Annotated in this window: 32 protein-coding genes and 2 pseudogenes; 14 read left to right on the top strand and 20 right to left on the bottom strand. The window is 52.5% G+C overall.

Going from position 1 to position 26,600, the window contains the following annotated elements:
* The first annotated feature begins 5 nt into the window (after positions 1 to 5).
* The 3 genes from V5G20_RS06985 to V5G20_RS06975 all read left to right on the top strand — a co-directional run bounded on the left by V5G20_RS06985 (position 6) and on the right by V5G20_RS06975 (position 1,343).
* A complete protein-coding gene (locus V5G20_RS06985; protein ID WP_003389637.1) occupies positions 6 to 545 on the top strand; it encodes a superoxide dismutase family protein in 540 nt (179 codons plus the stop codon).
* A 175-nt stretch (positions 546 to 720) separates the two neighbouring features.
* Complete coding sequence (locus V5G20_RS06980; protein WP_171506684.1) at positions 721 to 1,083, top strand: cupin domain-containing protein; 363 nt, start codon at positions 721 to 723, stop codon at positions 1,081 to 1,083.
* Positions 1,084 to 1,142: 59 nt separating this feature from the next.
* On the top strand, positions 1,143 to 1,343 hold the full coding sequence (locus tag V5G20_RS06975) for a hypothetical protein (RefSeq protein ID WP_003389641.1): 201 nt from the start codon (positions 1,143 to 1,145) through the stop codon (positions 1,341 to 1,343).
* A gap of 240 nt (positions 1,344 to 1,583) precedes the next feature.
* Here V5G20_RS06975 and V5G20_RS06970 read toward each other — a convergent pair whose 3' ends face one another.
* Positions 1,584 to 2,477, bottom strand: coding sequence for an AEC family transporter (locus tag V5G20_RS06970; protein WP_024983456.1), 894 nt, complete (start codon positions 2,475 to 2,477; stop codon positions 1,584 to 1,586).
* 211 nt (positions 2,478 to 2,688) lie between these two features.
* Between V5G20_RS06970 and V5G20_RS06965 the strand changes: the two genes are divergently transcribed.
* Both V5G20_RS06965 and V5G20_RS06960 read left to right on the top strand, forming a co-directional pair.
* Positions 2,689 to 3,759 carry a YeeE/YedE family protein gene (locus V5G20_RS06965; RefSeq protein ID WP_031931936.1) on the top strand — a complete coding sequence of 357 codons (1,071 nt, stop codon included), beginning with the start codon at positions 2,689 to 2,691 and terminating at the stop codon, positions 3,757 to 3,759.
* 168 nt (positions 3,760 to 3,927) lie between these two features.
* The gene (locus tag V5G20_RS06960; protein WP_024983458.1) at positions 3,928 to 4,161 is read left to right on the top strand and encodes a sulfurtransferase TusA family protein; all 234 of its coding nucleotides are present in this window, start codon (positions 3,928 to 3,930) and stop codon (positions 4,159 to 4,161) included.
* 231 nt (positions 4,162 to 4,392) lie between these two features.
* Here the strand turns inward: V5G20_RS06960 and katA are convergent, their stop codons facing one another.
* Positions 4,393 to 5,856, bottom strand: coding sequence for a catalase KatA (katA, locus tag V5G20_RS06955; RefSeq protein ID WP_024983459.1), 1,464 nt, complete (start codon positions 5,854 to 5,856; stop codon positions 4,393 to 4,395).
* A 387-nt stretch (positions 5,857 to 6,243) separates the two neighbouring features.
* On the opposite strand from katA, the gene V5G20_RS06950 reads away from it, so the two are divergent.
* On the top strand, positions 6,244 to 7,218 hold the full coding sequence (locus V5G20_RS06950) for a globin-coupled sensor protein (protein WP_003389646.1): 975 nt from the start codon (positions 6,244 to 6,246) through the stop codon (positions 7,216 to 7,218).
* 204 nt (positions 7,219 to 7,422) lie between these two features.
* On the top strand, positions 7,423 to 7,620 hold the full coding sequence (locus V5G20_RS06945) for a hypothetical protein (protein WP_081607785.1): 198 nt from the start codon (positions 7,423 to 7,425) through the stop codon (positions 7,618 to 7,620).
* 76 nt (positions 7,621 to 7,696) lie between these two features.
* On the opposite strand, the gene V5G20_RS06940 is transcribed toward V5G20_RS06945, so the two are convergent.
* On the bottom strand, positions 7,697 to 9,280 hold the full coding sequence (locus V5G20_RS06940; RefSeq protein WP_122958525.1) for an alkaline phosphatase family protein: 1,584 nt from the start codon (positions 9,278 to 9,280) through the stop codon (positions 7,697 to 7,699).
* Between the two features lie 157 nt (positions 9,281 to 9,437).
* On the opposite strand from V5G20_RS06940, the gene V5G20_RS06935 reads away from it, so the two are divergent.
* Positions 9,438 to 9,680, top strand: a complete 243-nt coding sequence (locus tag V5G20_RS06935; RefSeq protein WP_122958471.1) for a hypothetical protein — start codon at positions 9,438 to 9,440, stop codon at positions 9,678 to 9,680.
* Between the two features lie 139 nt (positions 9,681 to 9,819).
* Here the strand turns inward: V5G20_RS06935 and V5G20_RS06930 are convergent, their stop codons facing one another.
* Both V5G20_RS06930 and V5G20_RS06925 read right to left on the bottom strand, forming a co-directional pair.
* Positions 9,820 to 10,290, bottom strand: coding sequence for a DMT family transporter (locus V5G20_RS06930; protein WP_024983121.1), 471 nt, complete (start codon positions 10,288 to 10,290; stop codon positions 9,820 to 9,822).
* 78 nt (positions 10,291 to 10,368) lie between these two features.
* Positions 10,369 to 10,632 (bottom strand): annotated as a pseudogene (locus V5G20_RS06925) (helix-turn-helix domain-containing protein); the annotation flags it as partial.
* Between the two features lie 70 nt (positions 10,633 to 10,702).
* Between V5G20_RS06925 and V5G20_RS06920 the strand changes: the two are divergent.
* Positions 10,703 to 11,343: pseudogene (locus V5G20_RS06920) on the top strand (DUF2935 domain-containing protein).
* Between the two features lie 58 nt (positions 11,344 to 11,401).
* Here the strand turns inward: V5G20_RS06920 and V5G20_RS06915 are convergent.
* The 4 genes from V5G20_RS06915 to V5G20_RS06900 are packed head-to-tail and all read right to left on the bottom strand — an operon-like array spanning position 11,402 to position 14,474.
* Positions 11,402 to 11,998 (bottom strand): sulfite oxidase-like oxidoreductase, encoded by a 597-nt coding sequence (locus tag V5G20_RS06915; RefSeq protein WP_003389653.1) that lies wholly within the window; start codon positions 11,996 to 11,998, stop codon positions 11,402 to 11,404.
* Positions 11,999 to 12,049: 51 nt separating this feature from the next.
* Positions 12,050 to 12,484 (bottom strand): CoA-binding protein, encoded by a 435-nt coding sequence (locus tag V5G20_RS06910; RefSeq protein WP_338463292.1) that lies wholly within the window; start codon positions 12,482 to 12,484, stop codon positions 12,050 to 12,052.
* A 55-nt stretch (positions 12,485 to 12,539) separates the two neighbouring features.
* The gene (locus V5G20_RS06905; protein WP_338463291.1) at positions 12,540 to 14,042 is read right to left on the bottom strand and encodes a leucyl aminopeptidase; all 1,503 of its coding nucleotides are present in this window, start codon (positions 14,040 to 14,042) and stop codon (positions 12,540 to 12,542) included.
* A gap of 60 nt (positions 14,043 to 14,102) precedes the next feature.
* On the bottom strand, positions 14,103 to 14,474 hold the full coding sequence (locus tag V5G20_RS06900; RefSeq protein ID WP_338463289.1) for a DUF309 domain-containing protein: 372 nt from the start codon (positions 14,472 to 14,474) through the stop codon (positions 14,103 to 14,105).
* Between the two features lie 150 nt (positions 14,475 to 14,624).
* Between V5G20_RS06900 and V5G20_RS06895 the strand changes: the two genes are divergently transcribed.
* The gene (locus tag V5G20_RS06895) at positions 14,625 to 15,107 is read left to right on the top strand and encodes a divergent PAP2 family protein (RefSeq protein WP_003389659.1); all 483 of its coding nucleotides are present in this window, start codon (positions 14,625 to 14,627) and stop codon (positions 15,105 to 15,107) included.
* A gap of 74 nt (positions 15,108 to 15,181) precedes the next feature.
* Positions 15,182 to 15,982 (top strand): cobalamin-binding protein, encoded by an 801-nt coding sequence (locus V5G20_RS06890; protein WP_003389660.1) that lies wholly within the window; start codon positions 15,182 to 15,184, stop codon positions 15,980 to 15,982.
* Positions 15,983 to 16,099: 117 nt separating this feature from the next.
* Here the strand turns inward: V5G20_RS06890 and V5G20_RS06885 are convergent, their stop codons facing one another.
* The gene (locus V5G20_RS06885; protein ID WP_003389661.1) at positions 16,100 to 16,717 is read right to left on the bottom strand and encodes a 3D domain-containing protein; all 618 of its coding nucleotides are present in this window, start codon (positions 16,715 to 16,717) and stop codon (positions 16,100 to 16,102) included.
* A gap of 130 nt (positions 16,718 to 16,847) precedes the next feature.
* Between V5G20_RS06885 and V5G20_RS06880 the strand changes: the two genes are divergently transcribed.
* Positions 16,848 to 16,991, top strand: coding sequence for a hypothetical protein (locus V5G20_RS06880; protein ID WP_161785199.1), 144 nt, complete (start codon positions 16,848 to 16,850; stop codon positions 16,989 to 16,991).
* Between the two features lie 195 nt (positions 16,992 to 17,186).
* On the opposite strand, the gene V5G20_RS06875 is transcribed toward V5G20_RS06880, so the two are convergent.
* The 5 genes from V5G20_RS06875 to V5G20_RS06855 form a co-directional block, all read right to left on the bottom strand.
* Positions 17,187 to 17,447 carry a YuiB family protein gene (locus tag V5G20_RS06875; protein WP_003389662.1) on the bottom strand — a complete coding sequence of 87 codons (261 nt, stop codon included), beginning with the start codon at positions 17,445 to 17,447 and terminating at the stop codon, positions 17,187 to 17,189.
* 177 nt (positions 17,448 to 17,624) lie between these two features.
* A complete protein-coding gene (locus V5G20_RS06870; protein WP_003389663.1) occupies positions 17,625 to 17,768 on the bottom strand; it encodes a YuiA family protein in 144 nt (47 codons plus the stop codon).
* Between the two features lie 179 nt (positions 17,769 to 17,947).
* Positions 17,948 to 18,430, bottom strand: coding sequence for an NUDIX domain-containing protein (locus V5G20_RS06865; protein WP_039070672.1), 483 nt, complete (start codon positions 18,428 to 18,430; stop codon positions 17,948 to 17,950).
* Between the two features lie 227 nt (positions 18,431 to 18,657).
* Complete coding sequence (locus V5G20_RS06860) at positions 18,658 to 18,909, bottom strand: hypothetical protein (RefSeq protein ID WP_003389666.1); 252 nt, start codon at positions 18,907 to 18,909, stop codon at positions 18,658 to 18,660.
* Between the two features lie 12 nt (positions 18,910 to 18,921).
* A complete protein-coding gene (locus V5G20_RS06855) occupies positions 18,922 to 20,112 on the bottom strand; it encodes an NAD(P)/FAD-dependent oxidoreductase (protein ID WP_003389667.1) in 1,191 nt (396 codons plus the stop codon).
* A 332-nt stretch (positions 20,113 to 20,444) separates the two neighbouring features.
* On the opposite strand from V5G20_RS06855, the gene V5G20_RS06850 reads away from it, so the two are divergent.
* Both V5G20_RS06850 and V5G20_RS06845 read left to right on the top strand, forming a co-directional pair.
* Positions 20,445 to 21,455 carry an NAD(P)/FAD-dependent oxidoreductase gene (locus tag V5G20_RS06850; protein WP_003389668.1) on the top strand — a complete coding sequence of 337 codons (1,011 nt, stop codon included), beginning with the start codon at positions 20,445 to 20,447 and terminating at the stop codon, positions 21,453 to 21,455.
* 159 nt (positions 21,456 to 21,614) lie between these two features.
* Positions 21,615 to 21,902 (top strand): hypothetical protein, encoded by a 288-nt coding sequence (locus V5G20_RS06845; RefSeq protein ID WP_003389669.1) that lies wholly within the window; start codon positions 21,615 to 21,617, stop codon positions 21,900 to 21,902.
* Positions 21,903 to 21,926: 24 nt separating this feature from the next.
* Here the strand turns inward: V5G20_RS06845 and V5G20_RS06840 are convergent, their stop codons facing one another.
* From V5G20_RS06840 to fabF, 5 genes are all read right to left on the bottom strand, one after another.
* Entirely contained in the window at positions 21,927 to 23,279 is a 1,353-nt protein-coding gene (locus V5G20_RS06840; protein WP_171506648.1) for a sensor histidine kinase, read from the bottom strand.
* On the bottom strand, positions 23,276 to 23,977 hold the full coding sequence (locus tag V5G20_RS06835) for a response regulator transcription factor (protein ID WP_024983113.1): 702 nt from the start codon (positions 23,975 to 23,977) through the stop codon (positions 23,276 to 23,278). Before V5G20_RS06835 ends, V5G20_RS06840 begins: the two co-directional genes overlap by 4 nt.
* Positions 23,978 to 24,169: 192 nt before the next feature.
* Positions 24,170 to 24,697: a hypothetical protein gene (locus V5G20_RS06830; protein WP_003389673.1), complete on the bottom strand. Its 528-nt coding sequence runs from the start codon at positions 24,695 to 24,697 to the stop codon at positions 24,170 to 24,172.
* 40 nt (positions 24,698 to 24,737) lie between these two features.
* A complete protein-coding gene (locus V5G20_RS06825; protein ID WP_003389674.1) occupies positions 24,738 to 25,160 on the bottom strand; it encodes a hypothetical protein in 423 nt (140 codons plus the stop codon).
* 73 nt (positions 25,161 to 25,233) lie between these two features.
* On the bottom strand, positions 25,234 to 26,472 hold the full coding sequence (fabF, locus tag V5G20_RS06820; protein ID WP_327925676.1) for a beta-ketoacyl-ACP synthase II: 1,239 nt from the start codon (positions 26,470 to 26,472) through the stop codon (positions 25,234 to 25,236).
* Positions 26,473 to 26,600: the final 128 nt, after the last annotated feature.

Here is a 26,600-nt window from a genome sequence, read left to right as displayed (position 1 = left end):
GTGTTATGTACAGTTATTCAGAACAGGGCTTTCCCTATCCCTATCCAGTCGCGGATTCCGAGCAAGTGCACGCTCAACCGGCCCGGGCGATTGCCTGGATACAAGGGGGTCCCTTGGCGCCCAATCTCCAAGGCTATGTGACATTTACCGAAGTTCCTTATGGCACTGACGTTCTTGTCGAAGTAACCGGCCTTCCTCCCTACCGACCGGGATCAGCGGGCCGGCAGCCAATCGGGCCCCATGGCTTCCATATACATGATGGAACCACTTGCGAAATCGGCGATCCGCAGGACCCATTCAAGCGGGCGGGAGAACATTGGAATCCGACGAATCAGCCCCACGGCAATCACGCGAGCGATTTTCCCGTGCTGTTCTCCAACGATGGATACGCCCGCATGAGCTTTTTCACGAATCGGTTCCAGGTGAGAGACATCATCGGGAAAACGATCATCATCCATCAAAACCCGGACGACTATCGCACCCAGCCGGCAGGCAATTCCGGCAAGCGCTTGGCCTGCGGGATCATCCAGCCGTGGGAAGCGTAACGATACCGATACCTGCATACACGAAAAACAACTGAACAGGCGCCCTTTGTGGCAGCCTGTTTTTGTTCGTCAAAGTGCAATCCCTCCCGTTTGGTACATCAGCAGCGTGCTATAATCAAAAGGCTAACGTAATCATACTTGCACGTGGACAAATATAAACCAAAGAGGTGCAGGGATGGAAAAGGTCAATATTTCGCAAAAGTTTGCGCTGTTCCAGGAATACTGGAGTCCAAAGATTGTCGGCGACCTCAATGATTCCTACATCAAACTTGCCAAGTTTCAGGGAGAGTTCGTCTGGCATCATCATGAAGATGAGGATGAGCTTTTTCTGGTCGTCAAAGGAAGACTGCTGATGCATTTCCGCGACCGGGATGAATGGGTCGAGGAAGGCGAGTTTATCATCGTTCCCAAGGGCGTGGAGCACAAACCGTCCGTACCGGAAGGCGAATGCCACGTCATTCTGATCGAGCCGAAAAGCACATTGAACACAGGAAATGTGAACAACGAGAGGACCGTCGCCAAGCTGGATACCATTTAGACTGAAACCTGCAGCCGTCACAATCGTAAAGGATAGAGCAACCATTACCTGCGGGAGTGATGAACGTGTTTAAAAAACTGTTAAACAACCTGCTCGGCAAACATGGAACGACTCATTCACACAAATACCGCAAGTACAGCAGCAGCGATTACCATCACAGAAAAGGCCACAGCCATCCTCACGGAAACGGGCATGCCTACTACGGCAGCTCCTATTACAAAAAGAAGAAACGCTCCAGCAGCGGTTTTTTCAGCAGCTAGCCTGCAAGCCATATGCCTACTACCTCCGCAGTTTTTGGGCGGAGTTTATTTTTTGTCCGAAAAAAATCCCCCGCCGGAGCGAGGGAAGCACGGGACAGGCATGCCACAATCCCAAACAATTTTTATAAGTGAACAACGATAGACTTTTCGAGTTTAGACGTTAAACGTAAAATGTCAACCTTTACGCTTGAAGCAAACCCGCCGCCGATAGCCGCAGACAGGATGTCAGGCATTTTTTTCCTACTGCATGATATTGAGCAAAAACGTCAGCGTCCCCACGCTTATCAACGTTGTGACCAAAACACTGCTGGAGACGAATTGGGGGCGCATGTTGAACTGGATCGCATACATCGCTGTCGTGGCAGCCGATGGCATAGCAGCCAGAATGACCAGAACCTTTTGCAATAGCGGATCAATCGGAAAGCACAGACAGATGAGATATGCCAGGAGCGGCGAGGCCACCAGTCGAATCACGGTGGCCACACTCAAGCTTTGCCATTCAAAGGTGCTCGACGATACATTCGCCAGCTGCATCCCGAGGATTAGCATAACGGTAGGGATCGCCGCCTGCGCTACGAGATCGATCGCCTGGTAGTAGCTCTCCGGAATGGCCACCTGGAACTGCTGCATCGCAACCGCCACGATGACCGCATAATTGGACGGCTGCTTCAATACCGCCTTGACCGCTGTTCTCGCCCCATTTTCCCCGCGAGAAGCAAAATAGACGCCGAACACGCCCATGATGATGGAATGAAACACCATGATTTGCACGGCGTAGTGAAAGCCCGTTTCCCCAAACGCGAAAAGAATGATCGGCGCTCCGTAGTTTCCGCTGTTCATGAAAGCCGTCGACAGCATCAACGCGCTTTCCTGCTGCTTGTCGTACTTGAAAAATCTTGCGGTCAGCTGCGTAATGACGATCAATCCGGCCAGAAGCAGCAGCGAAATGATCACAATGTAAAACAACTGCAGATCCAGCGGGGTTTTGTAAAACGTGCGGAACACCAGGGCGGTCGTCAAAACGTAAATGGCAAGCGTGGAGATCGGTTTTAGATCCAGCTTGAAAATGCGCTGCAAGACGTAGCCGCTCAAAAAAATAAGCAGAACGGGCAAAATGACTTCAAAAAAGATCATGATAGCAACCTACTTCCGAGTCGATTGTTGATTGAGAATAGTATACCAGACGAAGTTGCAAACCGCTGATTCTTCTTATGCCCGTTTTCCTTTCCAACGCGTTGTTCAAAGCAAGAAACAAAAACAAGTTTCCACACAATTCATATTTGACATATCGGAATTGCTGTATTTATAATTTACAATCAAAACACCACGCTTGGGGAGGATGAACATGGCAGCGAAAATTGTATTGGGACTTCTTTGCGGGCTCGCTCTCGGATTTGTCTTGCAGCGGGGACGGTTTTGCGTGGTCGGCGCCTATCGCGATGTCATTCTGGTCAAGGACAATCGCATGTTCATCGCCGTCTTGATTGCCATCGCCGTTCAGAGCATCGGCGTCTACGCTCTGGCCGGCCTCGGCCTGATCCAGCTTTCGGAAGTGCCGTTCACGTGGCTCGGAGCGACACTAGGCGGATTTATCTTCGGCCTGGGGATCGTCCTTGCCGGAGGGTGCGCAACCGGCACCTGGTACCGTGCGGGCGAAGGGCTACTAGGCAGCTGGATCGCGCTGTTCGCCTACATGCTGGGGACCGTGGCGACAAAATGGGGCGTTTTGAAACCGGCTTCCGATGCCTTGACCGGACAAAAGAGCGAGGATGTGTTTATCTATACGACTCTGGGGATTTCCCCTTGGGTGCTCGTCGCCTTGTTTGCTGTTCTCGTCGGGCTGATCGTCTGGAGGCATTTGCGCCAGCCGTCCTTCGCCGTACCGACGTTGAAACGGCGAAAAACAGGGCTTGCCCATCTGCTGTTTGAAAAACGCTGGCATCCGTTTGTGACCGCACTGATCGTCGGCGTAATCGCCATTGCGGCATGGCCGATGAGCGAAGCTACCGGCCGCATGTTTGGACTGGGCATTACCACTCCGAGCGGCAACCTTTTGCGTTACATCACGACCGGCGACATCAAATTTCTCGACTGGGCTGTATTTCTGGTCATCGGCATCGCGCTTGGCTCCTACGTCGCTGCCAAGGGCAGCGGCGAGTTCCGCTGGCGGCTGCCTGACATCAAAACGATCCGGAACAACTTCTTTGGCGGCCTGTTCATGGGCTTCGGCGCCAGTATCGCCGGCGGCTGCACGATCGGAAACGGGCTGGTCAACACGTCGCTGTTCACCTGGCAGGGCTGGGTCGCCACCTTGTTCATCATTTTGGGCACCTGGGTTGCCACCTATTTTGTGATCATTCGCGGAAAACGCAAAGCCAACAGCGGAGCAGCCCCGAGCCAGTCGGTAGCGGTTTGACGATCGGTAGCAGATTGACGATCGTAAGCTTTACCCTCGCGAAACTGTGACTGCCGTGGGCTTTGGCAGTTAGCATTGCTGCGACCGGCTTTGCTGCCGACTGGTTTTGCTGCGGCCAGGCACAACGCTTTTACTGCCTCATACTCTTCTAAGAAAGGAAGAATCCGCATGAAAAAACATTTGCAGGTCATCGGCATGGTTTGCCCCTTCCCGCTGGTCGAAGCGGAAAGCGCCATTAGGGAGCTGGCGCCGGGACAGGAGCTGATCATCGATTTTGACTGCACGCAAGCGACAGAAAGCTTGCCCCGATGGGCCGTCAAAAACGGACATCAGGTCGTCTCCTTCGAACAAACCGATGATGCCCAGTGGCAAATCACGATACGCAAAGGCGCGGCAGGCTGAAGCTGCCGCGTCTTTTTGCTCTCGTATCCACCCTCAAAAGGCGCCTATCTTGCCTACGCCCGTTTCCGTTTTGGCTTCAGCCGCATGCCGCAATCACAAATAATGCTGTGCTTCAAATACCTGATTTCCGATTGGCAGACCGGACATAGCACCTTTTGAAGGTTCATCGTCTTTCACCTCTTCGTTATTTCCCGCTTTGCCAAACGGCTGAAGCAGACAGTCCCGACCGTCTTATTTCACTTCTTCCGGTACAGACAGGCCAAGTCCCTCGGCAACACGTGTTCCGTATTCGGGGTCCGCTTTGTAAAAGTGTCCGATTTGGCGAAGCTTGATTTCTTCTTTTGCCACCGGTTTCATCGCATTCACAATATTTTGAACCAGACGCGCGCGCTCATCCTCGCTCATCAGCCGGTACAAATCTCCGGCCTGCGTGTAGTGGTCATCCCGATCATAGGCGACGCTGTCGGCCAAGCCTGACACCGGATAAGCCGTTTGCTTGTGCTCGGGCGCCTCCGTCGGACCGCCGAAGCTGTTGGGCTCATAATACACCGAGCCGCCACCGTTCTGATCAAAACGCATCTGTCCGTCGCGTTGATAGTTGTTCACCTCGTTGCGCGGCCGGTTGATCGGCAGCATCTGGTGATTCGTCCCTACGCGGTAACGGTGTGCGTCATGGTAGGCAAACAGGCGTCCTTGCAGCATTTTGTCAGGAGACACTTCAATGCCGGGAACAAGCGTGCCGGGTGAAAATGTCGCTTGCTCAACCTCGGCAAAGTAGTTTTCCGGGTTGCGATTCAACACCATGCGCCCCACTTCGATCAGCGGATAGTCTTTTTGCGACCATACCTTCGTCACATCAAATGGGTCAAAGCGGTACGTATTGGCATCCTCCAGCGGCATGATCTGCACGTATAGCCTCCACGCAGGATAGTCGCCTTTTTCAATCGCATTGAACAGATCCTCTGTATGATAGTCAGGGTTTTCACCGGCAATTTGAGCCGCTGTTTCGGGCGTTAGATTCTTGATCCCTTGTTCCGTTTTGAAGTGGTATTTGACCCAGACGGACTCTCCCTTTGCATTGACCCATTTAAAGGTATGGCTGCCAAAGCCGTGCATATGTCTGTAAGTAGCAGGGATGCCGCGGTCAGACATCAAGATCGTCACCTGATGCAAGGATTCTGGGGAAAGAGACCAGAAGTCCCATACCGCTGTCGGATTTTTCAAATGCGTTTTCGGATCCCTTTTTTGTGTATGGATGAAATCCGGGAACTTGATCGCGTCCCGAATAAAGAAAACAGGCGTGTTGTTCCCTACCAAATCATAGTTGCCTTCTTCTGTGTAAAATTTGACGGCAAAACCCCGAGGGTCGCGGACTGTATCGGCCGAGCCCAGCTCGCCTGCAACCGTCGAGAAGCGAACAAAGAGAGGTGTACGTTTGCCTACTTCTGACAAGAAAGCAGCTTTGGTGTACGCTGTCAGGTCATTTGTGACTTCAAAATAGCCATGCGCACCGGCGCCTTTGGCATGCACGACCCGTTCTGGCACGCGCTCCCGGTTGAAATGCGCCAATTTCTCAAGCAGATGCACATCCTGAATCAATGTGGGACCGCGGGAACCGGCTGTCATCGAATTTTGGTTGTCCCCGACCGGAGTACCCCAGCTAGTCGTCAGGTTGTTGTTCTTGTTTGCACTCATCACCTATTCACCTCACCAGTTTGTTCTTACAAAACAAATGATAACACTTCTCAAAATAAAATCAATACTTTTTTATAATAAATTTAAATAAGTAATTGTTACAATGATTGCTGTAAAAAAGCAAAAAAAAGCCCCCGCCAAAGCGGGGGGATGAAAAAGGTTGTTAACAGCGTATTTTTTATTATGCCCGGATCTTGCGATTTTATTCTCCAAACTGTGCTGAATCACAGTGCCAAACCCATCAGGTTTCGCATCAGAAACATTCGGGAATAGTTCGAGAAGAAGGAATGACAACCCCGTGCATGAAAAATTTGGGTTTCATCCTACTTTCAACTCTGGTAAAATTTGAGAATATATTTTTCTATTTTTCTAAAAGGGGCACACATCATGGTTACGCTAGAGAACAAATGGAGCCAACTCCTCGCGTTTTATGACCTGACAAAAGACGATCTGAATCTTTTGCATTCACATCGCGACTTTTTTCAGACTTACTCGGAAGAGATCGTAGACTGTTTCTATCAGGAGTTGGAGAGACACTCGATTCTCGACCAACTCATTCGTACCAACAGTACTGTAGACAGACTAAAGAAAACACAACTGCGGTACCTGGAATCTCTCTCTTCTACCGTCATTGATGCTGACTATATACACACTCGGCAAAAAATAGGCGCTATCCATGCCAAGATCGGGTTGTCCGCTTCCTGGTTTCTGGGCGGATACTCTCTCTATTTGCGCCTGTTTGCTGAAAGAATCCAAGCCTTGCCTGATGGGCATGCCTTTTATCGCGCGCTTAGCAAACGAGTTTTCTTTGATTCTGCCATCATTCTCGAGCAGTACATCGGGGATACCATGGAAGAAAATTTGGCATATCGCCAGCGGATGGAGCAAATGGCAACAGAGCTTACGACCACGACACAGGAAGCCGTTCGGATCTCTTCCGTATTTGCCGAGTCGGCTTCAAAGCTTGCCGAATGCAATGAAGAGATTGCCCTTTCCATGGATGTTCTGAAAACGCACAACGAAGAAATCGAAAAGCTCAGCGACTTCGTTTCGGAAGTCTCTTCGCAGACCAACTTGCTTGGACTCAATGCCGCCATAGAAGCTGCCAGAGCTGGCGAGCACGGCCGCGGCTTTACCGTCGTTGCGGATGAGGTGCGAAAATTGGCGGATAAATCGAATGCCTCCTCCAAACATATCCATCAATCTCTGCTGAAGATTACCAACCAATTGCAAAAAATTGACCAACAGATAGCCTTTTCCACTGTTTCTGCTGAACAGATGGCTGCTACCTCCGACCAGCTCTTTTCGATCATCCACACGCTGGATGAGATTTCGAACCGATTACATAACAAGCACCAATAAACGGCATGCGGCCATGGACTCATTGATTTCCTATGGCCGCTTGCTTTTTTGCAAAAAGCTCCGCTTCAGTCCCCAAATCACTTGTTTTGGGAGGAAGCCGCTCCTTTTGAGGACACTGCCACGACACACAGACCGCCTCCTTTTGAAACCTTTTTTTGGGTAATTTCGTATTTTTATGTATCAAATGACAGGGAGTGAATGGGTTTGAAATATAAAATCGGCGGGACGATTCTCACTTGTCCGTGCTGTCAAAACGACACGTTTGACAAGGACTATAGACAGTTAAACTCGCGGGGAGCTACCTTTTTCGGGCTGGATTGGGCAAACAAAGAGGCAGCCATCCTGATTTGCAAGCGGTGCACGTATATATCCTGGTTTATGGGTGATCCGTCAAAGGCATAATCAGTCGCGGGGCGAGCAGCCTGTAATGCTTCAAACAAACTCCCTGTGCTGTCCAGGCAGCGAGGGAGTTTGTTCTCTACCGATTTGCCAATTGCAAAATCCAGTCTTTCATATCGATGAGGCGCAGCGTTTTTGGCCGGGTGTCTGTTCCGGCTACAATCATCGGGACAAGCGAATCTTTTTCATGAAGCGAACCGTGAGCTCCTCCGCCGAGATGAGTGGGGGAGCTTTCCGTGACCAGTTCGTATCCGGGTTTGATCGTGACGACAACATACCTTCCTTCGTGAGAATGCACCGCACCGTACAGTCTCGCCAAAACATCCGGATACTTCCCGTATTTGATCCGCTTATTGGCAATCGCAATATCCGCCAGCTTCGGTTCTCCCGATATCGTCCATGTTTGCCCGTACTCATCCGTGTATCTTCCGCCGGGACGATAAGAAAACTGATCGCTGGTATTGCCTGCAGTAACCCGCACGTTTTTGCCGTCTTTCACGGCAATGATATCGAGCTTGTCCTCGGCCTGCAGCCGCTTCACGATGTCGGCTAACCGGACCTTCTTATCAATCGCATAGATGTAAGCCATGCGCTCGTTGGTGGAAATCACAACCTGATCCTCGGGCCTTACCGGTTGGCCGATTTTCGCGATCCGATACGGAGCCAATAGCGGTCTTAGGTCGACCGTCGCTTTGTCCCGGTCGTCGTACACGGCGCTCTGTGCACTGTCCCCCATAACGATCCAAACGGCGTTCTTCACCGCCCGATCCCACGAGCCGTAAGCGTTAAGCGCGACCTGCAGCGCCTGATCCGCTTTTGCTATCCCATCCAGGTTGGCGACGCCCCCTCTGTGGACGGTCATGTCATTCTCCGGGAAGTATGCGATTGTAAAAGGCGGAAGCTGTTTTTTCGTGATCAAATAGGCCACGTCATGACCGGAAAAATCATTGTTCATCCCGTACTTTTTCCACAGACGGTCGTGGCGGTTGTTCGGGTCCAGTTGTGCAAACGCCGCATAGGAAAGCCATTCAGGTCCCGTTACGTTCAATGCGTCTGGCATATGAGTGGCGGCTGAGATCCAGCCGGGGACTTTCAAGCTGTGTTCCGTTTTTCCCCGAAATACAATCGCATTGATCGACGCCGATTTTTTTCCCTTTTCCGCCAGCTCCTCATGAATCGTTTTCGTTTCCTTGTTCAATTGAACCTGGTTTAACTGCTGCACGGAGTCTATCAATACTTGCGGCTGATCGATTTTCATGGCCTCCTTTGGGCCGTTTCCATAGAAAATCATCCGCTTTTCTTTGCCGCTGTACCAGACAAGGCCCGGAACATGATGCCGATCTGCGTATGTCCCGGTCAATAAAGTGCTGTCGATGGTGACGGACATCGTCGGAAACGAGCTGACGACCTTCGGAAAGTAGTGCCCGTTCGCTAGCAAATGCTTCAAAGCGGGGGCGCGGCCTTGCCGAATCGCTTCCCGCAATGGCTTGTCCATCAACGAATCAATGACAATCAGTATGACGGGTTTTGCCGTTTGATTGGCAGACGCCGGGGATTTGACGCTTTGCTGGTTTAGCTGCTGGCCGGGGTCTGTCCGGCAACCGATGGTCAACAGGCACAGGCTGACGGCGAGCAATAAAGAAACCCTATCCTTGATCTTCATGAGCCCACCCTTTTTAACCATAAAATTTCCCAACGCAATATTTCTATGCAGCGATGCTGCCCATACAGTCAATTTAGACTCGGTTGGACAAACCCGTTCCTCCTACAACATTTCCCGGCATTTGACGCATACTGAAGCTATTAGGAGGGTGCAGAGCATGGAAGACAACGAAACGAAGAAAACGATGCGGTTCTGGATTTTTTCGGGCATTGCCGCGATAGCCGCTTCTCAATTGCCGCTGCTGTTCAGAAAGAAACAACCAAAGGAACAAGAAAAGAACCAGGGTCAGGAACAAGTACAAGCAAAGCAGCAGGGAAATAGCACAATATGGGCGGTGCTGCTCCTGCTAGGTGCTGCCGTGGCTGGGGTGATTCTCTGGCTGTTCGCTGTCAAGCTGTAGTGGCAGTACCCGCCTGCCCAATAAAAAATCCCTGAGCGCAACCGCCAGGGAGAAGAGGCAAACGGATGGCAGCTATTTCCGATAACGAAAACGGAATGTGCACACAGGTCATCGCCTGCGAGAAAGCTCAACGGATCATCTACGCTGGCTGCTTGGACGACTCCTGCGCCTCATGTTTACCGCCAAATTTAAAAACGATGATACTGCCGACGAGGACCAGCACGCCGACCACCTGTTTGAAAGTAAACGGGACTTGCTCCAAACCGAACCAGCCTAGAGAGACCCACAATAACGCAAATCCGAGCTGCGCTGACAAAACGACCGAGCTGGCGTACGTTGGGCCGAGCAGCCTGATCCCCTGCACCAGACAAATGACTACTCCAACTCCGATCAAACCGCTAAACCAGTACCAGGGCTGCATCTTTTCCAAGACAGACAGCTCTGCGCCTTCAAATAGCAGACCGATCACAAGCGAAGCCAAAAATCCCATGCCTAATACGAGCGCCGTGGTTGCCCAGGATCCCGCTCGTTCATTTACCTTGCTGTTGAAAATATTTTGCAGACTGACCAGCGAACCTGCGAGAACTGCAAGTATCCGTCCCGATATCATACGCTTTCCTCTCCCGTGATTGCACCCTGGATGATGATTGATCGCCGCCCTGCTCTTCTGAAGCCTATTGCCATGTGTCTATTCGTAAATATTATCGCCTGCCAGCGCTCTTACCCCTTCCTTGTCCGCAACCAGGATGTACTCTTTGCTGCGTTCGATCAGACCCTCCGTGCAAAACTGCCGGATGACCCTGTTCAGATGTCGGTAGCTGGTTCCGATTGAGTTCGCGGCATCCCTCAGACTGGCCGTGCTCAATTGCCCTTGAAACCGGGAATCGGCTGCATCAAAGCAGACAGACAACAGATAACTGGCCAATCTCACTTCCACGGGGTGCATCCGATTCCCCTGTTCACCCTTTACACACATTTGGGCTCCTGCACATACCCTGAAGTGTGCAAAGGGAGGGAATGACATGAAAAACAAAGTCGATGTACAAAGTGACATTATGTTTGAACATAGATTTTGGCTGCAAATACTCGGCGATCATGCCCGGTTTATTCATCAGTCACTGGCGCCAAAAGAGACCCGTGAGATCAGCCTGCTCCCACTTTTTTAAACCACATGGTAAACGAATTGGAGGAATACGAACGAATCTTGAACGATGTCCTTTCCGGAAGCGAAACTCCCACTTTTCATGCCGTTCATTATCATCTGCTGTGGCTGTCTGACGCTGCCGGGCACGCTGCTACGATCAGTTCGCTTCTGGACATGGTGGAACATGACTATAAGCAAAAAAGCCATCATTTTACGAAGCAGTTTGAACATTTTTATCTAAAAGCCGTTGAATTGGCCGGATATCTCCGTACCCATTTGCAAAGCTTTCCTGCGCTAAGCCGTTTCCATCACCAGGCAGAAATGGAGATTCAGCTTTTCCAATCCTTCTTGCATGAATTGACGGAAATGCGCTTGCGGGATGAAGTATTGGGCGTGCTGTCTCCGCTGATGGCCGACCACATGTCGCGGGAGGAGTGTTATTACTTGATGAAGCTGTCTGAGGTATCGGATGTGAAAATGCCGGACTGTTATCCTACGAGGCCGAGGATTGAACAGTAGAAGTCCCGCTATGGTTCAAAAAAAAGAGGCGGTTTCTCCGCCTCCTTTCTACGTCTATTTAATCCCACGCAAAACGCTGCTCCTTCCAGGGATCGCCATACATATGATACCCGTTTTTCTCCCAGAAGCCCTGCTTGTCACGCTCCAAAAACTCGATGCCGCGCACCCACTTTGCACTCTTCCAGAAATACAGGTGAGGAATGACAAAACGGAGCGGCCAGCCGTGGTCCGGCGTCAGTTCCTCGCCGTTATGCTTGTTGGCAAATAGATTGCCCGGCGTCAAAAAGTCGCTGAGCGGCATGTTGGCTGTCCAGCCGTGCTCCGCGTGAAGCATGACGTATTTGGCCTCCGGCTTGACCTTGACGAGCTTGACGATCTCTTCTACGGGGATGCCTTCCCAGACGTTGTCCAGCTTGCTCCAGCCTGTAACGCAGTGAATGTCGTTCGTGGTCGTTCCTTTTGGAAGAGCCATCATCTGCTCGTACGACAATGTCACTTCCTCTTCCACGAGCCCGAAGATGCGGAAGCTCCACTGCGCAGCAAGATCGGTGTACTCCGGCACTTCGCCGTAATGCAATACAGGGAAGCCGGTCGTCACCTTTTGATTCGGTGGGACACGGTCATTTTTTGCCTCTGCTGTCTTGTTGTAAAACATCTGACTTCACTCCTTCGCCGAAACCATTCCACGGTTGTTTTTGTGCAGCCATTACTTCTTGCCAATGCGTAAAAGAGCGTGGTCCACCTTTATGCACAGATCCATAATGACGTCGATGCCTTCCTTGGACACCTGCTCTGCCGCCTGCTCGTTGGAGATGCCCTGCTGCAGCCAAAATGCCTTCGGCTTATGCTTCATCTTCAGCGTTTCTTCGGCCACGGGAGGAATATCCTCGCTGCGGCGGAAGACGTTTACAATGTCGACAGGCTCGTCGATGTCGGTAAGCGAGGCGACGACTTTTTCACCCAGCACCGTTTCCCCCGCGATCACCGGATTGACCGGGATGATCTTGTAGCCTGCGCTCTGCATGGCTGCCGCTACCATGTGACTGGTCCGGTCCGGCTTGTCGGAAAGACCTACGACTGCGATTGTGTTTGCCTCCTGCAGGAGCTGGCGGCGTTTTTCATCGCTTGGATTTTGAAACATGGATAACTTCCTCCTTCATTCCGCTATGATTGGCTGTTTGATCCTGTATCTGTACTTATGCCTGGCTGCGGTTCATCACAAACTGGGCGATGGTTCGCACCATGACGCCTGTACCGCCTGCCGGGTTCATATCATTCGCGCTGGCAGAATACGCTGTGCCCGCGATGTCCAGATGCGCCCACGGCGTCTCTTCGGCAAACTCCTGCAAAAAGACTCCGCCGATGATGCCGTGACCGTAACGTCCGCCCGAGTTTTTCAGATCGGCAAAGCGGCTTTTGTTCAGCTCGCGGTATTCGTCAAAGGTCGGCAGCTGCCAGAGCCGTTCACCCGCTTGGCCGGCAGCATCCAGTACCTCTCCCACCAAAGCGTCGTTGTTGGTCATGACACCGGAGCAGAAGTGGCCCAGTGCGACGACGATGCCGCCAGTCAGGGTGGCCGCGTCGATCAGGCAGGAAACGCCTTTCTGTTTGGCATATGTAATGCAGTCTGCCAGAACGAGTCGACCTTCCGCATCGGTGGTGATGATTTCAACTGTTTTCCCGCTCATCGTAGTGATGACGTCTCCAGGCTTGTAGGCAGTTGACGATGGCATGTTTTCGACACAGCCGATCACGGTCAGGATGTTTGCTTTCGGCTTCAGCTGCCCGATCGCTTCCAGAGCCCCGATCATGGCCGCTGCCCCGCCCATATCCGATTTCATGTCTTCCATGCCGGCTACCGGCTTAATGGAAATACCGCCCGTATCAAAGGTTACGCCTTTTCCGATCAGACCGATGACGTCTTCCCAGTTTTCCTTGCCCTGGTATTTGACGGCGACGACGAACGGCTCTTCCGCGCTTCCCTTTGCAACGGACAGAACGCCGCCCATCCCCAATTCCTTCAGTTTATCTTTTGCCAGCACTTCATACTCCATACCGTAACGCTCCGCGACAGCTACAACAGCGTCCTTCAAAGCGGTTGGCGTCAAGTAATTGGCGGGCTCATTGACAAGCGTACGGGCCAGATTGGTTCCCTGCGCCAGCGCTTCGCCGCGCATCACACCGACCATGGCGGTCGCCGCTTCCTCATCGCTGCCGACCAGAAGCTGAACGGTGCTGAGCGGTTCCGCTTCGCGCTTCGGCTTTTGACGGTAGCCCTCGTAGTGATACGAAGCGAGCCCAAACGCTTCTGTCATCGCCTGAGCCAGACGGTCAAGCTCCAGACTTCCCGTCGTCCGCACATCGATCGCAACGAGCTTTTCCTTCCCCTTCGTCGTGGAAACCTTGGCTGCGCGTCCCCATGCAGCCCGTGCCGAAACGAAGTCAAACGACTCGGGACTGCCCATGCCGGCAATGATTAATTTTTTTGCCGCCAGTTTCCCCATCGTGTGAACAATAGCCACTGTCTTCGCTTCGCCGCTGAACTCCTTATCCGCTTGCATCGCGGCAAGGCCGCCGTCAAAGCGTTGGTCCAACTCCGGATACGCCTCCGCAATCTCCTCTCCTTTCCAGAGAGGAATGATCAGCTCGTCGCAGGCGACGTTCCACCCATCCATACGTTTTTCTACAGTGACGTTCATATACTCTTCCTTCTTTCTCTGTGATAGGATACAATTATGGGCACATTTGTTTTCCGATTTTCAGCGCGTGCCCAGCGTCAGGTGCAAGGCAGGAAACGGCATCGCCTTTGCCTCTGTGTACGGGATGGCATTCTCCTCGGGAAGTGCTGCTATGCATTCATTCAGAAAAGCAAGCACGGCAGATACGTCCAGATCCCAGTGCCTGGGCGCATAGGGCGTCAGGTACTTGCGGCTGTTTTCGAACATCCAGCGCGCTCCCTTGATGTTGCCGCCGGAGAAATGGTACAGCCCGACTGCCATCTGCAGGAGTCCCTGAAGGAACTTGTTGGATTTATCCTCCATCCAGATTTCTTCCAGCAGATCGTGACACTCGTAGTATTCTTTTTTATTGAACAAATCAATAAACTGGAGATACTGCTCGGGGTAACTCATAAGCGTTGCCTCCGTTTCAAACCTTCCATCTTTATGGTAACACAGATTGGCTTGTCTCGAAATCCCAACGAAAACTTCACGGATGAGCATAACGCCGTTCTGTTACAATAAACTCAAGAAGTGCACAGCAGAAAGGAATGGATTTTCACTATGGCAGCGATATTTGACAACTTTCCCTTATGGGCAGCTTTGATTGCCATAGGAATTGCCCAGTTTGTCAAGATTCCCCTTACTTACTTTGCCACCAAGACGTGGCAGTGGTCGCTTTTGTTCAGCACAGGCGGTATGCCCAGTTCTCATTCCTCAGCTGTTACCGCACTGTCCACAGCAGTCGGCATTCGCGAAGGCTTCACCAGCAGCATGTTTGCCATCTCTGCCATTATCGGCATCATCGTCATGTTTGATGCGGCTGGCGTTCGCCGCCATGCTGGAATGCAGGCTGTCGTTCTGAACAAGCTGGTAGATGAATTCAATCACCTTCTGGAAGGCATGAAAACCTTCAAGGTCCGTCCCAATCAGGAAAAGGCCCAGAAGTTGAAGGAACTGCTCGGTCATCAGCCGATCGAGGTGCTTATCGGCGGATGGCTGGGAATCGTGATCGCCATTATCGTCGATCGTCTCTTCTATGCATAAGCAGTCGACAGAAAGACCAGGAGACGAAAAAACCGTCCTGGTCTGATCTTTACACAACCGGAGGGGAAAGGGTTATGCGGATCGTTTCCATCTGTCCGAGCAATACGGAGATCCTCTATTATCTGGGGTTGAAAGAGGAAGTGGTAGGGCTGGATGATCACTCCGACTGGCCAGGCGAGTGGCAGCACTTGCCTCGCGTCGGACCTGACCTGACCATCGACATGGAAAAGGTGGAAGCCCTCAAACCGGATCTGGTCGTAGCTTCGCTCAGTGTCCCTGGCATGGAAAAGAATGTGGAAGCATTGATTGCCCGCCGGATTCCCCATATCGTCCTCAACCCGCAGCGTTTCACCGACATCCCGCGGGATATCCGGCTCGTCGGGGAAGCGACCGGCAGACACCTGGAAGCAGAGCGGCTTGCCAATCACTTTGTCGAAAGATCTGAAACCATCAGGCAAACAGCGTTGGCTGCTGAAACTACGCCAAAGCTCTACTGGGAGTGGTGGCCCAATCCGATCTACACCCCGGGCCGGGACAACTGGCTGACGGATGTAAGCGAGATCGCCGGCGCCATGAATGTGTTTGCCGATTTTTCCGTCCCCAATGTAAAAGCGACCCGCGAGATGGTCCTGGAACGCAATCCCGACCATATTTGCGTAGTCTGGTGCGGCATTGAGCTTCGAAGGATTAAACCGGCTATGATCACTGATCGCCTTGAATGGCAAGAGATGGCGGCTATTCGGAAAAAGCAGGTGCACCTTTTGGAAGAAGGCCTCTACTGCAGGCCCTCTCCGCGTATCCTGGACGGATTGGAGCGTCTTGTCTCCCTGATCCACCCCGAGCTCGCCGAAAAGCTGCCCGCTTCTCGAAACTAAGCTTTGCATGGAACGCTGCAAGATTTTGATCAGAGCTCATGCGAAAAAGGATTTGCCAGCTGAAATAGCTAAAGCAAATCCTTTTTTAAAAGTCACATTCGTTTGCTTTCGATCACACTAGTCAATAGGTTCGGCCATCGCCGCAATCCCTTTTTCATTCAACCCTTGCATCATCGCCTCTGTTACTTTCCCGTCGCCCCGGCGGACCAGGTATACGTCTACGGACTTCTTCCCCCACTGCTTGAATACATCCTGCTTGGTTTCAAAATACAGGTCGATTTTGTTGCCGCGTATAGCCCCTCCTTTGTCAGCGACAACTCCGTAACCATAGCCGGGGATGTACAACACTGTCCCCAGTGGAAACACGCGCAGATCAGCAGCAATGGTGGAGTATTCGCCACGACGGACCTTCACGCCTGAATATGTAATCCCGTAGGATGGATGACTCGGATGTTTCCCCGTTGATTCATATCCGGCGTAGTATCCGGTAGCGACAACGCGGATTTTCGGATATTGCTCCAGCATCGCATCTGCTTTGTCGATGACCTGGCTAAATGAACTGGTGGAGACAGCCCGTTTTTTCACGACCTGCTGCCCTTCCCTGGTTTCCCTGATTCCATAAGCGGTCTGGACAGATCGATCGCCGATCGCGTTGTAGCCCAATCCATCGCTCGCAAAGCCTGTCAGGACGGTTACAGCCAAAACGATGACACTAACCAATCGCTTCACATTCATTCTGTAAAAAACCTCCTCTCGCTACTAATCTTGTCCCGGAGAGGAGGAAACTATACACAAATTCAACCAGAAGCTGAAATATTCGGGATAGTTTGGGCGGTTTGAGCTTCTTTCCGGAGGATTTTTACGGGTGGAAAGACACCTGGTTCGGGCTGTAGTGGAGGAGATGAAAAAGGAGAAAACCGCTGCAGGTTCGGTGGGACACTTCTCGGATGCGCATACTGTCCAGTTTTCGAGCAAAAGCGGAACAACGATTCGCGGGAATCAGGAGTAACCTGATTCCGCTACGAAGCGGCTGCCACTTTTACGCTCCCCCGCGAATCGTTGTGTAGCGGACAGTCTGCGCTTCCTCGCAGGACGAAGACCGGAGCGCAGGACTGGAAATATGCTTCTCTCCCCCGCAGCCGCTTTCCAAGCGCTTTTAAAAAAAGAAAAAACGAACCCGAGTAAGGTCCGCTTTCTAAGTCAGTTAAAACATCCGATATCCTTTTTTCCGAAGTGTCTGGATCGTCCAGCCGCTGGCCACCGCTCCGATCAGGCCGACGCCGAGAATGATGGAGTCCCAAAGGCCGGGAACGATGTTTTTGTAGATCAATGCGCCCACGACCACTCCGAAGACGAGGATGACGGGCATCCAGGTGGTACGCAATATCATGTTTATAATAAAGCCGATCCCGAATCCAAGCACAGCAAACAAGACAACAGACACCACAAATTGCAGCAAGCTCATGAGCTTTTAGACCTCCTGCTCTCTTCCGACAGAAATGGGACCGCGGCAGCCGACGGCCCGTTATCGCTTCTAGTCTATCGAAATCAAAGCATAAGGTCAATTGGGAAACTGGGGCTTGCCTCGCTTTTGGCGGCGCACAAAAAAAGCCGACTTTCATCGGCTTCTCAAAGACTTCCCTCATCGATTGCCGGCAGCTGCGGACATCTCCTCCGAGTGGGCACCTGAGCCCTCGCATCCCGGACAGTTTTCTGTCCCACCCAGCAGCAATTGAAAATAGCCTTGTCCATTGCAGTATGGGCATTGTTCCTGTTCTTTTCTCATGATGATCGCTCCTTTCCCATGGCGCCGGGTTCGCATAACCGACATTTTTTAAAATTCTGATTTTTTGGATGTGTCTAACTATATCAGAAAAAGACAGCATTCTTCAACTGAAAAAAGCGAGGAAAAACAGAAAAAAACCGCTATGTAAGCGGCAACAATGGCTGTTATCTAGCGTATACTCACGATTGCGAGAAGATTTTATAGCGTGTGTATTGAAAAACGGGGTCGATCGGGTATTCGTCTCCGCCCAAGCTCTGTTCTCGCTTCTGGTACGTGGGCAGGATGATTTTCAAATAGGTCGAGGAAAGCGGATCTTCCAGAAGCTGCCGGATCGGTACAAAGGCTGCCACCTCGATTTCCCCTTCCTGCGGACGCGGTTCACCGCTGACATAATCCATCCAGAAGACCACCATATTGTCGCTGATCGTATCGCGGATGACTCCGGAGCGGACGGCTGCCAACCGCCGTATTTCCGCGCGTATTCCAGTCTCCTCCCAAACTTCTCTCACGGCGGCTTCATCTACGGTCTCCCCCGGCTCCACAAATCCGGCCGGAAAGGACCACTGTCCTTTGAGACCCCCGTACGTTTTCTTCACGACCAGCGCCTCTTCGCCGCGAATCACAATTCCGCAGGCGCCCAGCCATACATTCGTCTTTCGCACACGGTCTCCCACCTTTCTTTCGTCAGTATAGCGAAACCGGTTGTACAGCGCCAGCTCGGAACATACGATTTGGCACCGAAACGCAAGCCCGGATGTCTTCAAAACAAGGAAGCTCCGTGTGAGGCATTTCAAGTAACAGCCGGCCCATTTGGCTCGTTCCTCCAATGAAAAACCCCCGGCTTCTGGTTCGCCGAGGGCATCTTCGAGTCATCTATTCGCTAGCTTGGTCAATCGTCGTCCTCATCCAGAAGTCCGTTGTCAATCATGTAGCGAAGGTTTTCTCGGTCGCGTTCGCGGCCCTTTTCCTTCAAACGATCAATCGCTGGCAGGATGAGTATGTCCACTTCCCGCTGAATATGATGGGCGAGATCGTGGCGCCCCTGGTCTTCCAGGTAGGCGCCTACGTCCATCAGCGCGTTGTAGCGCTCCATCTCTTCGCGGGTCATCAATCCTCTGACCTGGATACTGGCGTGGCGCATAGGTTTCTCCTTTTACAGGCGCACTTTTTTCAGAGCGAGACCAACGCCGCCGATTTTGTACAGGTAGCGCAGATCGCTCGCTTTTTTCATCAGTGCGGCCGAGGTGCCGAACAGTTTTTTCGTGCCGACCATACCGATTCCTTCGCCTTTTCCGAGCGAAGCAAGAGATCCTTGGAGAGCTGGCTTGAACGGCATCATCACTTCGCCGCGAATGAGAGCCGCCAGATTGTCACCGAGCGCTTCCCCTTCTTGTACGGCAATCTGAGCAGTCGGCGGATAAGGACGGCCTTCATCGTTGAAAATCAGGGCGCAGTCGCCGACGACGAATACGTTGTCGTACCCTGGAGCACGCAGGAACTCGTCTACTTTGACACGTCCGCGCATGACTTCAAATCCGGATTTTTCCACGATGCTGTTGCCGCGAACACCTGCGGCCCAGACAACTGTAGCAGCCTTGATTTCTTCTCCATTGGCGAGCACTACGCCCTCAGGCGTGCATTGCTTGATCGCCGTTCCGATCATGAACTCGACGCCTTTTTTCTGCAGAATATCGACCGCGTAGGAAACCAGTTCCGGATCGAATCCTGGCAGTGCGGTTGGAGCCGCTTCAATGTTGTAAATCTTTACCAAACTCGGGTCAACGTCGAATTCCTGGCACAGCTCAGGAATGCGGTCAGCCAGCTCGCCGCTGAACTCAATGCCCGTAAATCCGGCTCCGCCCACGACGAATGTCAGGTAATCCGTGCGATGCGGTTCATTTTTATATTTCGCAAACATGTACTCGATATGCTCGCGGATTTGACGAACAGCGTTGATGCTGCGGATGCTGAACGCATACTCTTTCAGGCCCTCGATGCCGAAGGTTTCCGGATCGCTTCCGAGGCCGATCACGAGGTAGTCGTAGCTCAAAACGTTTCCGCTATCCAGTGTAACCGTACGCTCTTCCGGCTGGATCGATTGGACGGTATCTTTGACAAAATTGATTTTGTTCATGTCAATAATTTGATCGAGAGGCACGCGGGCATGATCCGCAGGTGCTGTTCCCGCAGCCGGCTCATGCAGCCAGGTCGTGATGTAGTGATAGTTGTGCTTGTTGACCAGCGTGATTTCTGCTTCATTGTAGTTGAGCTTTTTTTGCAGGTGCAGAGTGGTCAACAGGCCCCCGTACCCGGCGCCGAGGATGAGGATTTTGGGTGTACTCATGGATATCCCTTCCATTCATGAATGATAGTAATCCCTGAAGGTTTGTGCGAAATTTCACGTGATTGGCTACGCTTTAAGGTTCCCTTTTTGATCGCCAATGAATAAACGGAATTATTGCCATGTCTCATCCTATGCGGCAATCTGTGAAAAATGGCACAAACGCTGGGATAAAAAAATGTGTCAATTTCTTTACATTCAAGATCATATTAAGGGGAATCGACAAGTTTTGCAAGCCATATTTGCCTACGCTGTTCTTTTCTTTGCTTTTTTTCATTTTCAAGTATGGGTATAATAGGAAAGGATGCTTTCAGAATATTTCGGAGGTGCTTAGGTTGAATCTTCTGCAAAAGGACGAGCAGGTATACGACATTACGATTATCGGTGGAGGCCCTGCTGGCCTGTTCACTGCATTTTACGGCGGAATGCGTCAGGTAAGCGTAAAAATTATTGAAAGTATGCCCCAACTGGGCGGACAGCTTTCCGCTCTTTACCCGGAGAAATACATATACGATGTGGCCGGGTTTCCGAAAGTGCTTGCGCAAGATTTGATTAACAATCTAAAAGAGCAATTGTCCCGATTCAATCCGACGATCTGCCTTGAGGAAAAGGTGGAAAATGTCGAAAAGAAAGCAGACAACATCTTCGAGCTTACGACAGACAAAGGCATACACTATTCGCGTGCCGTCATTATTACCGCCGGAGTCGGCGCATTTGAACCTCGAAAGTTAGAGCATCCAGACGCCGTCAAATACGAAAAAACCAATCTGCATTACTTCGTTACCGACTTAAACTCCTTCAAAGGGCAGCGCGTTGCCGTCATCGGAGGCGGGGATTCTGCTGTTGACTGGTCCTTGATGCTCGAGCCGATCGCCAAGGAAGTCACACTCATCCACCGCCGGGATAAATTCCGTGCACACGAGCACAGCGTCGAGCTGCTCATGTCCTCCAAAGTAAACGTAACAACACCATACGAAATCTCAGCCATCCACGGAGACGAGAAAATCGAACGCCTCACACTCGTAAACAGCACCACAAAAGAAGAAAAGGAACTGGAAGTAGACGCCGTCATCGTCAACTTCGGCTTCATCTCATCGCTTGGCCCGATCAAAAACTGGGGTCTCGAGCTGGAAAAGGGCGCGATCGTCGTAAATTCCAAGATGGAGAGCAACATTCCCGGCATTTACGCGGCAGGCGATGTCTCGACCTATCCGGGCAAAGTAAAGCTGATCGCCGTCGGATTCGGCGAAGCGCCGACAGCGGTGAACAACGCCGTGGGCTACATCAATCCGGATGCGAAGCTGCAGCCCGGCCACTCCTCCAGCATGGACAATTTCAAGGCGTAGACAAGATCAAAGCTCTGCCACCCTGTTGAAGGGCCGCAGAGCTTTTTTATGCTGCCGGTTCCCCGGCAAGCAGCAGACCTTTCGCATTTTTGTATAGACACCGCTTCCCCTGTGCAAAGTAGGGAGAGAACCAGACACGTAAAAGGAGTTATGCGCCTGATGGATCATCTCTGTCCCGTATGCAACGGTCTCCTCGATCTGCGCGAGGCATGTCCGCTATGCTCCCATCCTCTGGATGACAGCGGCCGGCTTTATGATTACTACGGGGACTACAGCCCGTACAGGGAGATCGAAGATTCAAAGCTGAGCAATGGCGTGCCCGATGCCCTGCAACATCGCTGCCTGCATCTCGGCTGGTGCCCCAACTGTTCGGAGGAACACATCCTGGCCGTAGAGGAATGGGACGAAAACACCCTGTTTCGCTATATGCAGGCTGCGAGCGACTAGGCATCGGAACTACCAGCCCGGCCGCTACCGCTTCATGAGGGGAATGGAAATGACAAAAAACACTTCACCGGCTCCGTTTTCCACTTGAATGCGCGCATGATGGAGCTGGACGATCTGCTTGACGATGGCAAGTCCCAGGCCAAACTCCCCTTTTTCCCCTTTGCTGAAACGGTTAAACAGGTGTTCCGTTTTTTCCTCGGGGATCGGCGGTCCGTCATTGCCGATGCGAAGCTCGGCATTTCCGTTCTTTTGTCCCAAAGCAAGCGTGATTTTTTTCTGCGCATACCTCATTTGGTTGTCCAGAAGGTTCTCCACTGCTACCTTCCACTGCTCCGGGTCCCCTGATATGGTCACGGCTTCCGCAGAGCAGCTCCAGTCGACATCGGTCCGCTTCCACTTGAGCCGGTCCCACACCTCTACGACCAGTTCATCAAGGCGAAATAGCTTGCGGGAGGACTGCTGCTCCAAATATTCCAGCTTCGTTATGTACAGCAGTCCCCGAATTCGCTCCTCCAGCCTTTCCGCCTCTTCGTCGATCACCCGTACGCTCCCCGGTATATCTCCTTTTGGGAAGATGCCGTCCAGGATGGACTGGGCATAGCTGCGGATGACCATAACCGGCGTTTTCAACTCGTGCGAAACCTGCTGCAAAAAGGATTGCTGCTTCTCGTTCTGCGATACGAGCCGTTCGCGCATCCGCTCGATGGAGCCCGCCAAACGGCCGATCTCGTCAGCACGCTCCAGCACGAACGGCTCGCTCCAATCCCGGTCGGCGATTCGCTTGACCCGCTGTTCCATCTCCACCAGCGGTCTGGTCAAGTAACGGGCCAGCCACAAGCACGGAAGCCAGCTTATGAGCAGCACCGCCGCCATGATGAGAATAAGCCGCCACAACAAGGTACTTACCAATCCGTTCAAATACGAGTTCCAAACATAAGAGACCAGATAGATTGTCTTTCCGGCCAGCGTCTCTCGCCGGATTACGTAGTAGATCGACTCGTCCTCCACAGGCCGAACGTATTGCTGGACATCGGCCAGTTGTTCTCCGATATCCTCGTTCAGCATCTTTACAAGCGATTCGGGCAGTGCCTTCCCGCCGATCACCTTTCCATTTTCGCGAAAAATGACATGTGTGACGGCCCGAACATTCTGGCGTTCCAGCTCCCGCTTCAAGAGCCCCTTGTCCTCCCAGCCGTCCACGGAGGAGGTCGCATATGCAAGGAATACGTCTTGGGAGGCTTCGATCTGCGCATAAATTTCTTTGGTAAAGAAGCCGCGCAGCGCCCATGGAAACAGCAGCGCGAGCAGCAAGGTCACCCCCAGCGTAATACTGGCAAAAATGAGCCAAATTTGAACAGCCAACGGATAGTTTTTCATCGCTCCACCAGCCTGTATCCATACCCGTAAATGCTCTCCACACGCAGCTTGGGCAGCTTTTTGCGCAGCCGGCGCATCAAATCGTCGACGACGCGGTCACTGCCATCATATTCTTCTCCCCAAATCCGCAGCAGAATCTGTTCCCGCGACAGCGCTTGTCCCGGATGAGCGGACAGCAGCAAGAGCAAATCAAACTCCTTGGTGGTCAGCTCAATCTTTTGCCCGTCGATTCGGGCCATTCGGGAGCCTTCGTCGATTTCGTAAGGCGGCAGCATCCGCACAGACCGGCCAAGAGCCGCTGCTGTCTGATTGGCCGCTGGCGGGCTCGTTGCCGCATAGATCCGCTGCAGCAGCTTTCCGGCCCGAATCACCAGCTCCCTCGGCAAAAAAGGCTTGGGCAAATAATCGTCGCTGCCCATTTCCAGACCGATGACACGGTCCAGCTCCGCATCGCGTGCAGAAATAAAGATTACGGGAGTATGTGGCTGGCGGGCTTTAATCTCGCGAATCAATTGGTATCCATCCACATGAGGAAGCATAATGTCCAAAATCCAGAGGTGCGGCGCCTCCATGATCGCAGCCCTTGCTGCATTCCCGTCGGAAAAGCAGCGCACCTGCCAGCCTTCCTTTTCCAGGTAGGAGGCCAGAACCTGGTTTAGATTCTCCTCATCCTCCACCAGATAAATCAAGTAGCTCATGTTCCTCTCCCCTTGCCTGACCATGTGAACGTATTATGCTTGCTAGCAAGGCTTTTTTCAGCTATGTCGCAGCCTTCTGCAAGGGCAATCTTCTTCGTAAAAAGCAATTCCTGGTAAAAGCAAAAGGACGCGCACGGGACACGTCCTTTTTGCCATACGCTATTTTATTGTACGAAGCGAGTTCGGGCTCTGCTAGTTTTTCTTTTCTTCCAGTTTTTTTGCAAGCAGCTTGTTTCCCTCTTTTACCTCAGCCAAAAGCTTGGGCAGGACGCTCTTGATCTTCGCGGCATCCCCTGATTCGATCGCCGCGTGAAACTCTTTATGAGTGTCCCTGTACTTCTCTTTTAACGCGTGCATCGCTTCTTTGTGCTCCTGATGCTGCCCTGCATCGTTTTGCTGCTTCGCTTTTTGCGCCCTGTAGGCCTCTTTTAGCCGCTTGCGTTCTGCCAGGGCAGCCTTCCACTCTTCGGCGCTCTCCGGGGTGTACTTTTCCGCGAGCAGCGTCAAGTACATCTGGCGATGAACCCCCATGTGGGAATGATGCAGACGCTTCATTTTATAATGCTCGCCATGTCCCCCGCCGTGTTCACCATGCTCCTGCTGCTGTTTGGTTTGGGGCGACAATCCATCCGAGCGGCTTTCCATCGCCAGAGCTGCACTCGGCACCGCCAGCCCGATCACAAGTGTTGCTGCCAAAAGCTTGCTTTTCCAACATTTCATCGAGGACCACTCCTTTTCATGCTGTCAGTAAAGTCTTGTCCTAGCGCTCCAAAATGCCTTCCAAAGGTCCTTGCGGCGGGTCTTCCACCTGGCCAGCAGCCGGATTTTTCAGCTCTTGCGGCATTTCGTCCTGATTCAGCCCCAGTGCCTTCACCAGACCCATCTGTTCGAGATCCTGCTTCGTCTTCGGCGTCCCCAGACGATACATCATGCGATAAATCTCCCGGAGGTTGTCGTCGTACTCGTCATTGTCCCTGTCAGGCATGTCGGTCCACAACGTGTGGCCATGCATCCACATCATAAAGTCGCCATGTGCGCAGTGTTCGAACAAATCGCGCATCATTCCTGCTTCCATCGGGGATGCCTCGATTTCAAAATCGTAGGTGGATTCCCCTTTCACATCCCGAATCTCGGCCACTGTCGTGCCGGACTGCAGCGTGATGTAGTACCGTTTTTTTTCCACGGACGCACATCCCTCCTTTTGCCTCCAGCTTTTCTCCTTTTTACCATGCTCGTTTCGGAGGAAAAACATGTATTTATTCGGCAAAGTTTTTCAGCGCAATCACCGCATTGTGGCCGCCGAAGCCAAAGGAGTTGGAAATGCCAATGGAAAGGTCGGCCCTTCTCGCCCGATTGGGCACGTAGTCGAGGTCGCATGCGGGATCGGGGTTCTCCAGGTTGATTGTCGGCGGAATGACGCCCTCCCCGAGGCTCTTGACCAGAGCGATCGCTTCCACTCCGCCTGCCGCCCCGAGCATATGGCCGATCATCGATTTGTTGGCCGTTACCGGGATTTTGTAGGCGGCCTCCCCGAACAGTCTTTTGATCGCCGCTGTCTCCGTCTTGTCGCCGATCTCCGTGCTCGTCGCGTGGGCGCTGATCAAATCGACCTCTTGCGGCTCTATTCCCGCTTCCTTCAGCGCCGCTTTCATGGCCAGATACGCCCCGATGCCTTCCGGATGCGTGGCTACCATATGATAGGCGTCCGAGCTGGCTCCATAGCCGATGACCTCTGCATAAATCCTCGCATTTCGCTTGAGCGCGTGCGTGAGAGACTCCAGCACCACTATGCCCGCTCCCTCGGCCATGACAAAGCCGTCACGCTCCAGATCAAACGGCCGGCTCGCTTTGGCAGGCTCGTCATTGCGGGTGGAAATCGCTGTGGCATTGCCAAAGCTGGCGAGCGAAATATCGGTAATCGCCGCTTCCGTCCCCCCGGCCAGGACGACGTCGCTCCCTCCGGCCCGGATCAGCCGGAATGCCTCGCCAATCGCCGTGTTTCCGATGGAGCACGCCGTCACCGGAGCCATTGTCGGACCGTGGGCGCCAAACCGGATGCTGATCATCGCGGCCGCCATATTGGCGATCATCATCGGCACGAGCGTCGGGCTGACCCGTCCAGGTCCCCGCTCTTGGAGCAGCGCTTCTTGCTCCAGCAGCGTCTGAATCCCCCCGATGCCAGAGCCGACGTATACGCCCATCCGCTCCCGATCCACCTTTTCCGGATCAAGTGCGGCATCCCCAAAGGCCTGCTCTGCCGCCGCCAGGGCGAACTGGCAAAAACGGTCCATCCGCCGCGCTTCCTTGCGCCCGAATCGCGCTTCGGCATCAAAATCCCGGACCAGGCCCGCTATTTTTGCTTTATGTCCATCCGTGTCAAACGTATCGATCCGCGTGATCCCCGACTCTCCCCGGATCAGCTTGCTCCAAAAAGACTGGACGTCATTGCCTAGCGGCGAGATGACACCCATACCTGTGATCACAACTCGTTCCATCGTTTGATTCCTCCCTGAAAATGTCTTTCTGGAAGTAATCTTGTCACACCCGTTATCCTATTACAAGTTGTCGTTTATACTAGTATAACAACTACCACCTTACCGACTAAAACAAGGCAGGGATCGAT

This window comes from Brevibacillus borstelensis, assembly GCF_036700025.1.
In the GTDB taxonomy this organism is placed as follows: domain Bacteria; phylum Bacillota; class Bacilli; order Brevibacillales; family Brevibacillaceae; genus Brevibacillus; species Brevibacillus borstelensis.
This window is presented reverse-complemented; position numbering and strand designations above follow the sequence as displayed.

What these genes read in the sequence shown, in the direction of transcription:
- V5G20_RS06950 (WP_003389646.1), top strand. Translation starts at nt 6,244, where the DNA reads ATGGTTACGCTAGAGAACAAATGGAGCCAACTCCTCGCGTTTTATGAC.
- V5G20_RS06915 (WP_003389653.1), bottom strand. Translation starts at nt 11,998, where the DNA reads ATGTTTTACAACAAGACAGCAGAGGCAAAAAATGACCGTGTCCCACCG.
- V5G20_RS06855 (WP_003389667.1), bottom strand. Translation starts at nt 20,112, where the DNA reads ATGAGTACACCCAAAATCCTCATCCTCGGCGCCGGGTACGGGGGCCTG.
- V5G20_RS06860 (WP_003389666.1), bottom strand. Translation starts at nt 18,909, where the DNA reads ATGCGCCACGCCAGTATCCAGGTCAGAGGATTGATGACCCGCGAAGAG.
- katA (WP_024983459.1), bottom strand. Translation starts at nt 5,856, where the DNA reads ATGAGTGCAAACAAGAACAACAACCTGACGACTAGCTGGGGTACTCCG.
- V5G20_RS06975 (WP_003389641.1), top strand. Translation starts at nt 1,143, where the DNA reads ATGAACGTGTTTAAAAAACTGTTAAACAACCTGCTCGGCAAACATGGA.
- fabF (WP_327925676.1), bottom strand. Translation starts at nt 26,472, where the DNA reads ATGGAACGAGTTGTGATCACAGGTATGGGTGTCATCTCGCCGCTAGGC.
- V5G20_RS06960 (WP_024983458.1), top strand. Translation starts at nt 3,928, where the DNA reads ATGAAAAAACATTTGCAGGTCATCGGCATGGTTTGCCCCTTCCCGCTG.
- V5G20_RS06940 (WP_122958525.1), bottom strand. Translation starts at nt 9,280, where the DNA reads ATGAAGATCAAGGATAGGGTTTCTTTATTGCTCGCCGTCAGCCTGTGC.
- V5G20_RS06985 (WP_003389637.1), top strand. Translation starts at nt 6, where the DNA reads ATGTACAGTTATTCAGAACAGGGCTTTCCCTATCCCTATCCAGTCGCG.
- V5G20_RS06890 (WP_003389660.1), top strand. Translation starts at nt 15,182, where the DNA reads ATGCGGATCGTTTCCATCTGTCCGAGCAATACGGAGATCCTCTATTAT.
- V5G20_RS06845 (WP_003389669.1), top strand. Translation starts at nt 21,615, where the DNA reads ATGGATCATCTCTGTCCCGTATGCAACGGTCTCCTCGATCTGCGCGAG.
- V5G20_RS06900 (WP_338463289.1), bottom strand. Translation starts at nt 14,474, where the DNA reads ATGAGTTACCCCGAGCAGTATCTCCAGTTTATTGATTTGTTCAATAAA.
- V5G20_RS06980 (WP_171506684.1), top strand. Translation starts at nt 721, where the DNA reads ATGGAAAAGGTCAATATTTCGCAAAAGTTTGCGCTGTTCCAGGAATAC.
- V5G20_RS06830 (WP_003389673.1), bottom strand. Translation starts at nt 24,697, where the DNA reads ATGAAATGTTGGAAAAGCAAGCTTTTGGCAGCAACACTTGTGATCGGG.
- V5G20_RS06835 (WP_024983113.1), bottom strand. Translation starts at nt 23,977, where the DNA reads ATGAGCTACTTGATTTATCTGGTGGAGGATGAGGAGAATCTAAACCAG.
- V5G20_RS06965 (WP_031931936.1), top strand. Translation starts at nt 2,689, where the DNA reads ATGGCAGCGAAAATTGTATTGGGACTTCTTTGCGGGCTCGCTCTCGGA.
- V5G20_RS06870 (WP_003389663.1), bottom strand. Translation starts at nt 17,768, where the DNA reads ATGAGAAAAGAACAGGAACAATGCCCATACTGCAATGGACAAGGCTAT.
- V5G20_RS06840 (WP_171506648.1), bottom strand. Translation starts at nt 23,279, where the DNA reads ATGAAAAACTATCCGTTGGCTGTTCAAATTTGGCTCATTTTTGCCAGT.
- V5G20_RS06930 (WP_024983121.1), bottom strand. Translation starts at nt 10,290, where the DNA reads ATGATATCGGGACGGATACTTGCAGTTCTCGCAGGTTCGCTGGTCAGT.
- V5G20_RS06970 (WP_024983456.1), bottom strand. Translation starts at nt 2,477, where the DNA reads ATGATCTTTTTTGAAGTCATTTTGCCCGTTCTGCTTATTTTTTTGAGC.
- V5G20_RS06885 (WP_003389661.1), bottom strand. Translation starts at nt 16,717, where the DNA reads ATGAATGTGAAGCGATTGGTTAGTGTCATCGTTTTGGCTGTAACCGTC.
- V5G20_RS06895 (WP_003389659.1), top strand. Translation starts at nt 14,625, where the DNA reads ATGGCAGCGATATTTGACAACTTTCCCTTATGGGCAGCTTTGATTGCC.
- V5G20_RS06910 (WP_338463292.1), bottom strand. Translation starts at nt 12,484, where the DNA reads ATGTTTCAAAATCCAAGCGATGAAAAACGCCGCCAGCTCCTGCAGGAG.
- V5G20_RS06935 (WP_122958471.1), top strand. Translation starts at nt 9,438, where the DNA reads ATGGAAGACAACGAAACGAAGAAAACGATGCGGTTCTGGATTTTTTCG.
- V5G20_RS06905 (WP_338463291.1), bottom strand. Translation starts at nt 14,042, where the DNA reads ATGAACGTCACTGTAGAAAAACGTATGGATGGGTGGAACGTCGCCTGC.
- V5G20_RS06875 (WP_003389662.1), bottom strand. Translation starts at nt 17,447, where the DNA reads ATGAGCTTGCTGCAATTTGTGGTGTCTGTTGTCTTGTTTGCTGTGCTT.